Genomic DNA, 12,546 nt, shown 5'->3' on the forward strand with positions numbered 1-12,546 from the left:
TTAAGCTGGTGTCATGAGTCGCAAGCAGATGGTGCGCCCAGGCGGGCGCAGTGCCCGGGTCCAGGCATCGGTGCACGCCGCCGTGCGCGAACTCCTGTCGGAGGTGGGCCGTGACGCGCTGACGGTGCCGCTGGTCGCCGAACGCGCAGGAGTGACCCCCTCGACGATCTACCGTCGCTGGGGCGACCTGCAGGAGCTGCTGTCGGATGTCGCGGTGGAGCACCTGCGGCCCGACACGTCGCCAGAGGATCACGGTGATCTGCGGTCCGACCTGACGGCCTGGGCCGAGCAGTTCCTCGACGAGATGGCGTCTTCCTCGGGCCGCGCGTACATCCGCGACGCTCTGCTCGGTGACCCGGACGGCGGCAACGCCGGCCAGTGCTCGGCCTACGCGGCCGAACAGATCGACGTCATCCTCGCCCGCGCGGGCGACCGCGGGGAGCACGCTCCTGACGTCGAGACGACCATGGACCGCCTCGTCGCCCCCTTGATGTACCGCATCCTCTTCCGTCCGGCCGGGCTCGGCGCGGCGTACGCCCGTCGGCTCGTGACCGAGTTCCTCGGTGCGGGCGGGGGAGGCCGGCCGGTGACCGGGTGACGGTCGCGTGGGCGCCGCCCCGGTCCGCCCGCTACCGGTGGACGAGTCGCTACCGCACCCACCCCGGTTGAGTCGGCCGCTGTCCGCGCGCTGCCGTGACCAGCGCTTTCACAGCACTCCCTGGTCGGTGCCGAGTGCCTTGCCGTAGACCGCGGAGCTGCGACGGATCGTCATGCCCACCCGCTGGTACAGCGACAGCGCGCCGGTCTCCGAATGCGTCCACAAGGTGCAGGTCCGGTGGCCCTGGCGGTGGAAGGCGCGGAACGACTCCCGCAGCAGCAAGCGGGCGATCCCCTGGTTGCGGTGGTCCTTGCGGACCGCGACCCGCTCGACATAGCCCTCATCGCTGCCCGGGACGCTCAACGACAGCACCGCGCCGACCATCTGATCGCCCGCGAACGCGACCGGTGAGAGGGCCGGTGCGAAGGTGTCGCGCTCGACGGTGCGCCGGGCCCACTCCTGGTACGACTTGCGCCGCTTCTGCCACTCGTCGAAGGCGTCCTCGGTGAGCTGGTAGGCGGCCCGCTCGTCACCGGGGCGGAACCAGCGCACGGTGATTCCGGGCGGCGGCGCGGGCACCGTCGGCTCGGCGGCCAGCGCGATCTCCAGCAGCCACTGGGTGACGAACGGCTCGTACCCACGGGACCGCAGCAGCTCCACCGCCGCCCGATCCTCGTTCGAGATGGTCTGGCTGAGCCGCTCACTGCCCGCCCGCCGGGCCCGCGCCTCGGCCCAGCCGAGCAGTACGCCGCCCAGCCCCTTCCCCCGATGGTCGGGGTGGACGTCGACCGTGCTGCGTCGACCACCGTGCACCCAAACCCAACCAGCAAGCTGCTCAAGCGAGTTGAGTATCAACAAGGTGTCGTCGGCCAAGTCGATGCCGGGCAGGGTGAGATCGGCCACCGTCCGGTCGGGTTCGGTCTCGGGCGCGCCGAGCAGCTCGCGTTCGCAGGCGGCCACCAGGTCGTGGATCGCGCGGGCATCGGCCACGGTCGCCGCCCGACACCGGTAGGACGCCGGGAACGGCGATGAGAACGGATCAACCATGACGTGACTATCCGTCAATCGATCTCCCCTGTCGACCGGGTTGCCGGATCCACGACACCGTCAGGGCCCCGGGGTCACGGCTCCGGAACGGCGTCGCCCCCGAGGGCCGCGGCCCGCAGCGCGGCCGCGAGGCGGACGACGGGCTCGCTCGGCGGCTGCGGAAGCCGGGCCAGCAGCAGGCGCCGCAGCTCCAGCGGCCCGCCGCGCACCGGCAGGGCGCGCACGCCGGGTGGCGCGGCGGCAGCCATCGCCGGGGACGGACGCGGGCTGAACTGCTGCTGTCATCGGCGTGTGCAAGAGTCTGCCCATGCTCGAAATCGTGGTGCAGACGGAGAACTGGGAGCGGCACGTCCGCGTGTCCGCCGAGGAACTGGCCGGGCTGGTCCGGCGGATCGGTGATGCCGGGGACCGGTTCCTGGTGATCCAGCGGGTGCCCGACCTGCCCGACGTCTTCGCTCAGGTCTGGCACGAGGCGGGCGGTGACTACACGCTGGAGTACCGCGACGGCGCTGCCGACCGGCACTTCCAGGCGATGGCCCAGACCCCGGAGACCGTGATCGCGGCGCTCACCGGCTGGGCTCGCCAGGTGGCCGGCTGGGAGGCCGAACTGGCCTGGGCGCGGCTTGATTTGGGGCCGAGCAAGGAGATCCCGCCGCTCGATCTCGACGAGGCCGAGCGGCGAGAGTTGGAGCAGCGGGTCCGCGTGGTGCTCGTCGGCGGCTATGCCTCCCGCGCCGACCTGACCGAGCTCGCCGAGGAGTACCTGGTCACCGCGGACCGCCGACCCGTCTCGCGCGAGCAGGCGACGGCCCTGGTCGACCGGCTGTGGCTGGAACGCGTTGCGGAGCAGGCCGGTTGGCAGGGCGTCACCGACCCCGAGCGGCTCACCCGCGCCTTCACCGCGCTGGACGAGGCCGGCATCACCGCCCGCGAGAACTTCACCTGCTGCCGGAGCTGCGGCCAGTCCGAGATCGGCGCCGAGGGCGGGCCCGATGCCCGCGGCTTCGTCTACTTCCACACCCAGTGCACGGACTCCGCTGCGGCCGGCCACGGACTGACGCTCCTCTACGGCGGGTTCGACGGCGCTGCGGAGACCACCGCGGCCATCGGCCACGAGGTCGTCGCAGCCCTGGAGGCGGTCGGCCTCCCCACTGAGTGGAACCACGACCCGGGCCGCGCCATCACCGTCACACCGCTGGACTGGCACCGGCGCCTGGTCGGCTGAGGGGTGAGGCATTCCTCCGAGTTGATGCATGTCGGCGCGCAAGTGCCGTGAATGTGCGCATGTATCGCCGGGCGTCTCGCCAGGATCCGGCGCCTTCCCGGTGACCTGCGGGAATGCCATCATGGGCCTGCCCAACTCGTCGTGAACGCGCCTTCGTTGGACGAAAACCCCAACCATGCGGTGACGCGGCACAGCCATGTCGTCAACCGGCTCCCCCCGAAGCCGCTTGAAGGAAAGGGGAATCCCGTGCGCGGACTTGTTCGCCGGATCGCACCGGTGCTGGCGGCCGTCACCATGGCCGGCGGCGTCACCCTGGCCTCGGCGACCAACGCCTCGGCCAGCGGATGGGGTTGCTCGGGCAACGAGGTCAGCGGCTCGCCGTACGCGCTCCCGGCGACCGGCACGGCGTTCAGCTACGTGCACCTGTACTGGGATGCCTCGACCGGCGAGAACTGCGCGGTCAACGTGAAGGCCGGAAGCCTCTACGGCGTGTCGACCTACACCGGCATCACCCTCATCGAGTGCTCGCAGACCGTCGGCGGCGGCGCCTGCACCGCCATCGACGAGAACGACGACTGGAAGGACTACAGCTACTACGCCGGTCCGGTCCGCGTGTCGGCCGCCGGCCACTGCATCGGCGTCGTCGCGGAAACCGAGAACACCGCCAACATCTCCGCCCTCTGGCAGAGCCAGGCCTTCCACTGCGGCTGATCGACCGGGCTGTACGACCCCTGACGGCCTGCGAGGGCGGCTCCGGCTGCTCTCGCATGTCCCGTTGACGGCGCCCGCTCGCCCTGTCCTCACCCCGCCGGCTGTCACTCCCGGCCGCGCACCGCTCGGGCTGCCCGTTCTGCCAGTCGGCCCGCGAAGCCGAGGCGTTCCAGGCGGGTGCCGTTGGCGACGGCGGCGCGGTCGAGTTCCTCCATCAGCCGGCGGGAGCGGTGTTCCAGATCGAGTTCGTCCAGGATGCGGTCGGCCTCGGCGAGGAGGGCGCCGTGGAGCTGCCAGGCCAGGGGGTGTTCCTGGATGCGGCGGAGCATCTGCTGGGCGAGGTGGTCGCGGATGGTCCAGGCGGCCGCGAGGTCGGAGGTGAGGCGGTCCTCGGCCTCCTGGGCGCTGCGGCCCACCTGGTCGGTCACCATGACGGCGAAGCTGACCAGCGCGCCGCCCAGGTGGGCGAGCAGTTCCTCCATGCCGAGGGCCAGTTCCGGGGCCAGCAGTTGTTCGTCCTCGCCGCGCCGCTTGGCGAGGTCGGTGAGCGAGCGGGCCAGCACCCGGATCACCACGACGCAGATCTCCAGGGTGTCCAGGCCGGTGCGCAGCACGAGGCGGGAGAGCAGGCCCTCGCGGATCCGGGGGTTGAACCGCAGGCTGTCCTCGGCCTGGCGCAGGGCCGCGTCGACGTCGGCGATCGCCTGGTCGAGTTCGCGGGCCTCGTGCAGCCGGGCGGCGGCGCGCGCCACCGGGGTCGGGCGGCCGAGCTCCTCGGCGATCTCCAGCAGCAGGTGGCGGGCCCGGCGGGCCAGGTCCTCGATGGACTCGCCGGCGGTGTCCACCCAGACCGGCGGCGCGAGCACCAGGTTGAAGAGCAGCCCGACCACCGCGCCGATCAGGGTCTCCAGCACCCGGTCCCAGGCCTGGGTCCCCACTTGGGTGACGCCGAGGATCAGCATCGCGCTGATCGCCACCTCGCTGACGAACTCGTCGACCCGCACCAGGTGGCCGATCATCAGCGAGGCCACGATGATCAGCGCCAGGCTCCACCAGGACAGCCCGACCACCGCACTGAACAGGACCGCGATCAGCACCCCGACGACCACCGAGGCGATCCGGCGGATGCTGGTGGTCAGCGTGGAGTAGACGGTCACCTGCACCACCAGCAGCGCGGTGAGCGGTGCGGTCAGCGGGGCGCGCTGGCTGCTCAGGTGCACTGCCACGATGTAGGCGATGGTGGCCGCGGCGGTTGCCCGGATGGCCTGATCGACCACTGGCTGTCGCAGCCACTGCTTCACCGTTGCCGCCGTGAGCGGCTCACTGGGTGCGAGGGGCATGCTCCGGCTCCTTCCCGCGCGCCGGCTCGCTCAGTGCCGCTGCATGGAATTGGCACCCGGATGCCCGGGCTGAATGATCATCAGATAGCGGGCCGGACGTAGCCGACAATCGGATGGCGACTGATGATCGAGGTCAGGCACAATGCCAGCCATGACTGCTGACCCGACGCCGGGAGCGAAGCCCGCCGAGCGTGCGCTGCGGCATGTCGCCGGGCTCGCCGGCGGGCCCCCGCTGGACCGTCGGCTGCCGCTGACGCTCAACTTCCACCCCGACCGGCTGGTCGACGGCGAGCCGATCCTGGCCCGGATGGCGGCGGACGGCGTCTACCGCTCGCAGTTCAGCACCGGTACCAGCAACGGCGGGCTGAGCGCCTTTCCCGGCGGCGACCGCTGGCGCTGGGAGAGCCGGATCTTCGGCGAGGCCTACGACGCGACCGGGCCGCAGCACCGCCCCGTCTACGGCGCGCTGAACTTCCGCCGCCGGCCGTTCGGCGCCGCCCCGCGATTCGGCTCCGCGCACTTCCGGCTGACGGCCGAGGCCCTGGAGCGCACCACCTTCTGCTACCCGGACAGCTTCACCGAACCCACCGACTTCGGGGTCGCGGACCGGATGGGCTTGATCGAGCTGGCCGCGGCCGACCGGCGGGATGCGCTGGACGACTACATAGAGGCCCAGGTGCACGGCCCGGTCCGGTTCGACCGCGATGTCACCGCGCTGGTGCTGGACCCGAGTTACCGCGGCACCGAGGTCGAGGCGGCCGCCCGCCGGCTGCCCTGCCCGGTGCAGTGGCATTCCGGTTGGCGGATCGCCGCGGCGCAGCTGCGCCGGTACCCGGACTTCCGGGGACCGGAGTACGTGGCGCTGGCGGAGGAGATCGCCCAGGACGGCATGCTGGACCCGCGCATCATCGGTGACGCCGCCCGCACCGGGCGCCACGACCCGCAGGCGCTGAAGAAGGTGTGGCACTACCTGGCCCGGTTCGGCACCCCCGCATCCGCATCCGCATCCACCTGCACGGCAACAGGAGACGCATGACCGACGACGAGTTCCTTGCGCACCTCACCGAGCGGCTGGCCGCCCTGCCCACCGTCCAGGCGGTCGCCCTCGGCGGCTCCCGGGCCCAGGGCACCCACACCCCGGCCAGCGACTGGGACGTGGCCGTCTACTACCGCGGCCCGTTCGACCCCGCCGACCTGCGCGCCCTGGGCTGGCCCGGCGAGGTCTGTGAACTCGGCGGCTGGGGCGGCGGCGTCTTCAACGGCGGCGCCTGGCTCACCGTGGACGGTCGGCGGGTGGACGTGCACTACCGCGATCTCGACGTGGTGGAACGGATCCTGATGGACAGTCAGAGAGGCCGCTTCGAGATCGAGCCGCTGCTGTTCCACCTCGCGGGCATCCCCAGCTATCTGCTGCTCGCCGAACTGGCCGTCAACCAGGTGCTGCACGGCAGCCTGCCGCGCCCCGACTACCCGCAGGCGCTGCGTCGCGCCGCCGCCGAGGAGTGGCACGGCCGGGCCGCGCTGACCCTGGGGTACGCCAAGGCAGCCTATCCGAAGGGCGGCCAGGTCACCGAGCTGGCCGGCGCGTTGGCCGTGGCGGCGGCGCAGACCGCGCACGGGATCCTGGCCGCGCGGGGCGAGTGGACGACCAACGAGAAGCGGCTGCTGCAACGCGCCGGGCTGCGCGGGCTCGACGAGGTGCTGTGCTCGCTGACGCCCGCCCCGGAGGTGCTGGCGCAGGCCGTCGCGGCGGCCGAACGGCTCTTCCAAGAGGCCTCCGGTCGTCAGGACTTCAGCGCCGGGTGACCCGCAGCCGCAGCCCCCGCGGCGTCAGGGTGCTCTTGGCGACCGGCTTCACCGGGGGACCGGCCACCGGGGTGAACTGCCAGCGGGCGGCGAGCATGGCGAGCGCCAAGGTGGCCTGGGTCAGTGCGAACTGGTCGCCGATGCACTTGCGCGGGCCGCTGCCGAACGGGAGGAACGTGGTGCGGTCGGGCTTGCGCTCCGACCAGCGATCCGGGTCGAAGCGTTCGGGCTCGGGGTAGAAGTCCGGGCGGTGGTGGAGCAGGTACGGGCTCCAGGCGACCTGGGTGGCCGTCGGGAAGGCGTGTCCGCCGAGCTCCACCGGCTGGGTGGTCTCCCGGGTGAGCATCCAGGCCGGCGGGTAGAGCCGCAGCGTCTCGGTGATCACGTTCGCGGTGGTCCGCAGCGCCGGGAGATCGGCAGCGGTGGGCGGTGAACCGGCCGGCACGGCATCGGCCTCGGCCTGCAGTGCGGACTGCACCCGCGGGTGGCGGGAGAGCAGGTGGAGCGCCCAGCCCAGCGTCGCGGCAGTGGTCTCCGTCCCGGCGACGAAGAACGTCCGCAGCTGGTCGCTGATCTCATGGTCCGTCAGCACGGGCTGGCCGTCCGGGTCCTCGGGGTCCACGGCGCCCAGCAGGCTGGAGAGCAGATCGGCCGGACCGGTGCGATCGGTGCGGCGGTGGCCGATGATCTCCCGAAGTGTTCTGCCGAACCGCTCGGTTGCCAGCTGGTAGCGCTGATTGGCCCGCGTCGGCAGCTGGTTGAGCAGGGCGGGGCTCACGATCTGCCGGAACGAGCCGCCCAGCAGCGTGGTGAGATCGGTCAGCAGCAACTGCTCGACCTGGGTGGGTAGTTCGGCGGCGAACATGGCCGAGACCGAGCTGCGCATCGTCATCGTCATCAACTCGCGGCTGACGTCGATGAGCTGGCCGTCCTGCCAGGCGCCGATGCGCTGGTCGGCCGCGGCCGTGAAGTGCGGTGCGTACTCCGGGATCCGGTGCGGATGGAAGGACGGCTGGCAGAGCCGCCGTTGGCGCCGGTGGCGGCTGTGCGGGCAGCCGGCCAGCCCGTCGCCCACCACGTCCTGGGAGCGCTGGTAGATCGGGCCCACCTTGTCGAAGGACCGGTCGTCCAGCAGCAGTCGCCGGGTGAGCTCCGGATCGCACACCACGACCACGGGGTGCGTGCCCAGCCGCACCCGGACCAGTTCGCCGTGCTGCGGCAGACCGCGGACGAACCCCAGCGGGTCGCGCAGGAGTTGCAGGGCGTGCCCGAGCACGGGAAGGGCGCCGGGGGCCGTCGGAATCGCGGGCGCGTTCATGGGTGGGAAGGTGGACGTGGTGGCCATGGCTCCGTTCCGTCGGCTCCGGGGGCTGCTGCTCGACTCTCGCCCTACCCAGCTTGGCAGCCGCCGACGCGCCCACGGCTCAGGCAGGCCGTCCCGTCGGCCGGATCGTGGTTGCCGAGCGTGAGCGATCGCCGCTCAGCGTGAGGGAAATGTGATCGGCATATTGACGGCGAACCGTCAGCCATCTACGTCACCGACGCGGGCGCGAGCTGTGGCCAGAACTTCGTCAACGCCGGTACGGAGGGCAACCTGGACGGCGTCACCATCGTCGAGGGCCACGAGTACGCCGAGACCATCACCGACCAGAACCCGGCCGGTGGTTGGACCTCCAGCGACGGCCAGGAGACCGGCGACAAGTGCGCCTGGGTGAACACCGGCACCGGCGCCTCCGCCAACGTCAAGTTCGCCACGGGCAGCTTCGCGATGCAGTCCACCTGGGCCAATGACGCCAACAGCGGCTGCGAGATGAGCCACTCGATCGTCAAGTGCCCTGATCACTGGATGACTTCGACCTGATCGCCGTCCGGTCCGCAGGCCGGGCGGCGATCAGTGCTCCCGTGGGGACGCAAGGCGCCCGGATAGGCTGACGTGCCACGATCCGCCGCCCCCGGGAGTACCACATGACCGATGCACCCCTGCGCCTGGACGTCACCGCTGCCGGCGGCCCCGCCGAGGGGCTCGCGCTGGCCGTGGCCGCCGAGCGGCGCGGGCTGGACCGGATCAGCATGTCGGAGACCTCGTACAACCCGTTCCTCCAACTCGCCCGCGCCGCCGACCGCACCGAGTCGATCGAGCTCGCCACCGGCGTCGCCATCGCCTTCGCCCGCACCCCGATGACCCTCGCCTACGAGGCCTGGGGGCTGCACGAGGCATCCGGCGGGCGCGCGGTGATCGGACTGGGCTCGCAGGTCAAGACACACATCGAGCGACGTTTCGGGATGCCGTGGGACCGGCCGGCCGCGCGGATGCGGGAGTACATCGCCGCCGTCCGGGCGATCTGGCACAGCTGGCAGACCGGCGAGCGGTTGGCGTTCCGCGGCGAGTTCTACCGCCACACCGTGATGACCCCGGTCTTCGCCCCCGACCGGATCCCGCAGGGCACCCCGCCGATCCTGCTGGCCGGGGTGGGACCGCTGATGACCGAGGCGGCCGGTGCGATGGCCGACGGATTCCTCAGCCACCCGTTCACCACGACCGACTACCTGCGCGGCACGGTGCTGCCGCGGCTGCGGGCGGCCCGCGGCAAGGCAGAGGCCGAGCAGGCGCCGTGGACCGCCCGCCCGTTCGAGGTGGTCGGGCATGTGCTGACCGCGACCGGTCGCACCGAGCATGAGTACACCGAGAACCGCCGCCAGGTCCGCGAGCGGATCGCCTTCTACGCCTCCACCCCCGCCTACCGGGCCGTGCTGGAGACCCACGGCTGGGGCGAACTGCACGACCGGCTGCACCCCATGTCGGTGCGCGGCCGCTGGCAGGAGATGGGCGAGCTCATCGACGACGAGGTCTTCGCCGCCTTCGCAGTGGCCGGGGAGCCCGCCGAGGTCGCCCGGGAGATCCGGCGACGGTACGCCGGCCTGGTCGACCGGCTCTGCGTCAGCGGGCCCGACGGCGCCGACCAGGAGCCGCTGCTGGACGTGCTGGCCGAACTGCGTGCGCTCGACCAGGGCTGAGCACAGCCGGGCGGGGTGTGCATTCAGGGGTTTGCACACCCCGCCCGGTCAGTGATCAGCCCGCGACGACCGCCGCGGCGGTCAGGCCGTGACGACCGCTACGGCGGTCAGGCCGTGACCACGGCGAAGTTGAACGGCTTGCCGTCCAGCTTGCCGTACAGCTGGACCCAGAGCGGCAGGACCAGCTCGGTGCCGCCCGCAGTGGACAGCTCACCCAGGTCGATGATCTGGGCCGAGCTCCAGCCGAACTCCTGGAGCAGGTCGGTCACCACGGTCTTGGCGTCGGCGTCATCGCCGCTCACGAAGACGTTGTGGTGGCCGGGGACCAGGCTCGGCTCGACCATCACGATGTTGTTCATGGTGTTGAGGGTCTTCACCACCCGCACGCCCGGGAAGGCCCGCTGGATCTGCTCGGCCACGCTCAGGCCGTCCTTCTGGAGGACCTTGGGCGGGAAGCCCGCCGAGAAGTCCAGCGGGTTGGAGACGTCCACCACCACCTTGCCGTCCAGGTTCTCCGCGCCCGCCGCGGTGAGCACGTCGAGCGAGACGAGACCGGCGGTAGCGTTCACCACCAGCTCCGCGTCGGCCGCGGCCTGCGCGAAGGTGCCGTGCGAGCCGCCCTGCTCGGCAGCCCACTGCGCGGCGTTGGTGTTGTCCGCCGTGCGCGAGCCCAGGGTGACCTGGTGCCCGTTGGCCACGAAGGCGCTCGCCAGGCGACGGCCGACCTCACCGGTGCCAAGAACAGCGATCTTCATGATCATTACCTCCCAGCGTATAACGAAGTTGACTGTCTGTCAGATTAGACGGTCAAAATGAACGGTGAGGTTCAATGCTTCGGAGCCGCTGGAGTGGCGGCCCGCCGGGCGGCTGCCCAGGGGAGGAGGGCAGCCACCCGGAAGGGCCGTCGGTGGGCGCCGGACCGGTGAGCGAAATGCAACCCGGACGCCGCAGCGACGCTAGCCCGGGCCGGCCGTGCGAGGGACTGGTCCTGACGCGTCCTTGACCCTGGAAGAGCCAGTCCTGACGGCGCGTTGACGAAAACGAGGAGCGCTCGGGCGCTCGGATCGACAGGATGTCGGCATGGCGATCGACGAGGCGGGCGGGCGGAGCAGGATCTTCGGCGAGGTGGCGGATCTGTACGACGCCGCCCGGCCCGGATACCCGTCGGAGCTATTCGACACGGTACTGGACTTTGCGAAGTCGGCCGAGCACAGCGCCGCGTTGGAGATCGGTGCGGGGACGGGCAAGGCCACGGTGCCGCTCGCCGCACGGGGAGTCCCGCTGGTCTGCGTGGAGCCCGATCCCCGGATGGCCGAGGTGCTGCGCCGCAACACCGCTCGCCACCCCGGCGTCACCGTCGAGGTGGGCGGCTTCGAGGAGTGGCAGCCGGGCGAGCGCAGGTTCGGGCTGCTGTTCGCGGCCACCTGCTGGCACTGGATCGACCCGGCGCGGCGATGGGAGCTGGCCCACCGGGTGCTCGAACCCGGCGGCAGCGTGGCCCTGTGCTGGAACCCGCAGGGCGTCCTCGACCCCGAGTTGCACGCCCGACTCACCGAGCTCAACCGGCGCCACGGCGTGTCCGGCCCGATGTTCGACCTGGCCGCCGACTACCACGAGGCGCCGGGTACGGACGGTGCGGACCGCGCCTACGAGCACTGGCCCGAGGCCGAGTGCCGCCGCGACGGCCGGTTCACCGACCTGCGCTCGCTCCGCTTCCGCGAACCGGTGCGCTACGACAGCGAAAGCTACGTGCGCCTGCTGGCCTCGATCTCCGCCTACCGCGTCCTTCCCGCCGACGCCCGGGCCCGCGCCCTCGACGCCGTCGCCACCCTGCTCGACGCGCACGGCGGCGGCATCGACCTGATCCAGTTCAGCGATCTGTTCCTGGCCCGCCGCGGCTAGGACGGGTCACTTGCCGTACCGGCGCTCCCGGTTGGCGTAGGAGCGCAGGGCGCGCAGGAAGTCGACGCGGCGGAAGGCCGGCCAGAAGGCGTCCACGAAGTGCATCTCGGCGTAGGCGGACTGCCAGAGCAGGAAGCCGGACAGGCGCAGTTCGCCCGAGGTGCGGATCACCAGGTCGACCTTGTCGTGCCCGGTGCTGGAGTAGAGGTGGCGGCTGATGTGGTCGACCTCGAACTCCGCGACCAGGTCGGCCGGGTCGCCGCCGAGCGCCATGTGGGTCTCGAACGCCGCCCGCACCGCGTCCGCGATCTCGCGCCGGCCGCCGTAGCCGACGGCGACGTCGACCCGCATGCCACCGCGGCCCGAGGTCGCGGCGGCCGCCTCCTTGAGGGTGCGGGCGGTGTCGCCGGGCAGCAGGTCGAGGGCGCCGATCACCTGGACCTCCCAGGGGAGGCCCCCGGCCGAGATCTCCCGCACGGTCTGCTCGATGATCCCGATCAGCGGCACGAGTTGCTCGGCCGGCCGGTCCAGGTTGTCGTCGGAGAGCATGAAGAGCGTGACGTGTTCGATCCCGGCCGCCGTGCACCACTCCAGGAAGCCCGGCACCTTGGCGCCGCCGACCCGGTAGCCCTCCCGCACGTCCTCGTGGCCGGCCTGCCGCGCCCAGCGGCGGTTGCCGTCGAGCATGATCCCGACGTGCTTCGGTGCCGGCAGCCCGACCAGGGTGGCGGCGAGCCGCCGCTCGTACAGGGCCTCCATGGGGCGTCGGACCCAGAACGGCAACAGCTTCATCGGCACGCTCCCTGACGGTTGGTGACTGGAGGTCCCGACGGTAGCACTGCCTGGCGGGGCACGAGGGCGCCGTACTCCCGTGCGCCGCCGGGCCGTTCATCACACCGGCC

The 12,546-nt window shown here is 71.7% G+C and carries 13 protein-coding genes and 1 pseudogene; 8 read left to right on the forward strand and 6 right to left on the reverse strand.

What is annotated here, in order from left to right:
* The first annotated feature begins 13 nt into the window (after positions 1 to 13).
* A complete protein-coding gene (locus E6W39_RS37750; RefSeq protein ID WP_141637298.1) occupies positions 14 to 598 on the forward strand; it encodes a TetR/AcrR family transcriptional regulator in 585 nt (194 codons plus the stop codon).
* Between the two features lie 108 nt (positions 599 to 706).
* Here E6W39_RS37750 and E6W39_RS37755 read toward each other — a convergent pair whose 3' ends face one another.
* A complete protein-coding gene (locus E6W39_RS37755) occupies positions 707 to 1,645 on the reverse strand; it encodes a GNAT family N-acetyltransferase (RefSeq protein WP_141637299.1) in 939 nt (312 codons plus the stop codon).
* Positions 1,646 to 1,719: 74 nt separating this feature from the next.
* Positions 1,720 to 1,896: pseudogene (locus E6W39_RS37760) on the reverse strand (LysR family transcriptional regulator); the annotation flags it as partial.
* Between the two features lie 56 nt (positions 1,897 to 1,952).
* Here E6W39_RS37760 and E6W39_RS37765 point away from each other — a divergent pair.
* Together E6W39_RS37765 and E6W39_RS37770 are read left to right on the forward strand one after the other, a co-directional pair.
* Positions 1,953 to 2,870, forward strand: a complete 918-nt coding sequence (locus E6W39_RS37765; RefSeq protein ID WP_141637300.1) for a DUF6891 domain-containing protein — start codon at positions 1,953 to 1,955, stop codon at positions 2,868 to 2,870.
* 246 nt (positions 2,871 to 3,116) lie between these two features.
* Positions 3,117 to 3,581: a hypothetical protein gene (locus E6W39_RS37770; protein ID WP_141637301.1), complete on the forward strand. Its 465-nt coding sequence runs from the start codon at positions 3,117 to 3,119 to the stop codon at positions 3,579 to 3,581.
* Positions 3,582 to 3,685: 104 nt separating this feature from the next.
* Here the strand turns inward: E6W39_RS37770 and E6W39_RS37775 are convergent, their stop codons facing one another.
* Complete coding sequence (locus E6W39_RS37775) at positions 3,686 to 4,921, reverse strand: aromatic acid exporter family protein (protein WP_141637302.1); 1,236 nt, start codon at positions 4,919 to 4,921, stop codon at positions 3,686 to 3,688.
* A gap of 151 nt (positions 4,922 to 5,072) precedes the next feature.
* Here E6W39_RS37775 and E6W39_RS37780 point away from each other — a divergent pair, with 151 nt between their 5' ends.
* Together E6W39_RS37780 and E6W39_RS37785 are read left to right on the forward strand one after the other, a co-directional pair.
* Complete coding sequence (locus E6W39_RS37780) at positions 5,073 to 5,957, forward strand: DUF3626 domain-containing protein (protein WP_141637303.1); 885 nt, start codon at positions 5,073 to 5,075, stop codon at positions 5,955 to 5,957.
* Complete coding sequence (locus E6W39_RS37785; RefSeq protein WP_141637304.1) at positions 5,954 to 6,727, forward strand: nucleotidyltransferase domain-containing protein; 774 nt, start codon at positions 5,954 to 5,956, stop codon at positions 6,725 to 6,727. Before E6W39_RS37780 ends, E6W39_RS37785 begins: the two co-directional genes overlap by 4 nt.
* Here E6W39_RS37785 and E6W39_RS37790 read toward each other — a convergent pair.
* Positions 6,714 to 8,072, reverse strand: coding sequence for a cytochrome P450 (locus E6W39_RS37790; RefSeq protein WP_141637305.1), 1,359 nt, complete (start codon positions 8,070 to 8,072; stop codon positions 6,714 to 6,716). The genes E6W39_RS37785 and E6W39_RS37790 overlap by 14 nt on opposite strands.
* A gap of 366 nt (positions 8,073 to 8,438) precedes the next feature.
* Between E6W39_RS37790 and E6W39_RS40085 the strand changes: the two genes are divergently transcribed.
* Together E6W39_RS40085 and E6W39_RS37795 are read left to right on the forward strand one after the other, a co-directional pair.
* On the forward strand, positions 8,439 to 8,588 hold the full coding sequence (locus E6W39_RS40085; RefSeq protein WP_181799640.1) for a hypothetical protein: 150 nt from the start codon (positions 8,439 to 8,441) through the stop codon (positions 8,586 to 8,588).
* A 104-nt stretch (positions 8,589 to 8,692) separates the two neighbouring features.
* Complete coding sequence (locus tag E6W39_RS37795) at positions 8,693 to 9,742, forward strand: TIGR03617 family F420-dependent LLM class oxidoreductase (RefSeq protein ID WP_181799641.1); 1,050 nt, start codon at positions 8,693 to 8,695, stop codon at positions 9,740 to 9,742.
* A gap of 107 nt (positions 9,743 to 9,849) precedes the next feature.
* On the opposite strand, the gene E6W39_RS37800 is transcribed toward E6W39_RS37795, so the two are convergent.
* Positions 9,850 to 10,497 carry an NADPH-dependent F420 reductase gene (locus E6W39_RS37800; protein ID WP_141637306.1) on the reverse strand — a complete coding sequence of 216 codons (648 nt, stop codon included), beginning with the start codon at positions 10,495 to 10,497 and terminating at the stop codon, positions 9,850 to 9,852.
* A gap of 325 nt (positions 10,498 to 10,822) precedes the next feature.
* On the opposite strand from E6W39_RS37800, the gene E6W39_RS37805 reads away from it, so the two are divergent.
* A complete protein-coding gene (locus tag E6W39_RS37805) occupies positions 10,823 to 11,644 on the forward strand; it encodes a class I SAM-dependent methyltransferase (protein WP_141637307.1) in 822 nt (273 codons plus the stop codon).
* A gap of 6 nt (positions 11,645 to 11,650) precedes the next feature.
* Here E6W39_RS37805 and E6W39_RS37810 read toward each other — a convergent pair whose 3' ends face one another.
* Positions 11,651 to 12,436 (reverse strand): isoprenyl transferase, encoded by a 786-nt coding sequence (locus E6W39_RS37810; RefSeq protein WP_141637308.1) that lies wholly within the window; start codon positions 12,434 to 12,436, stop codon positions 11,651 to 11,653.
* Positions 12,437 to 12,546: the final 110 nt, after the last annotated feature.

Source organism: Kitasatospora acidiphila (genome assembly GCF_006636205.1).
GTDB lineage: Bacteria > Actinomycetota > Actinomycetes > Streptomycetales > Streptomycetaceae > Kitasatospora > Kitasatospora acidiphila.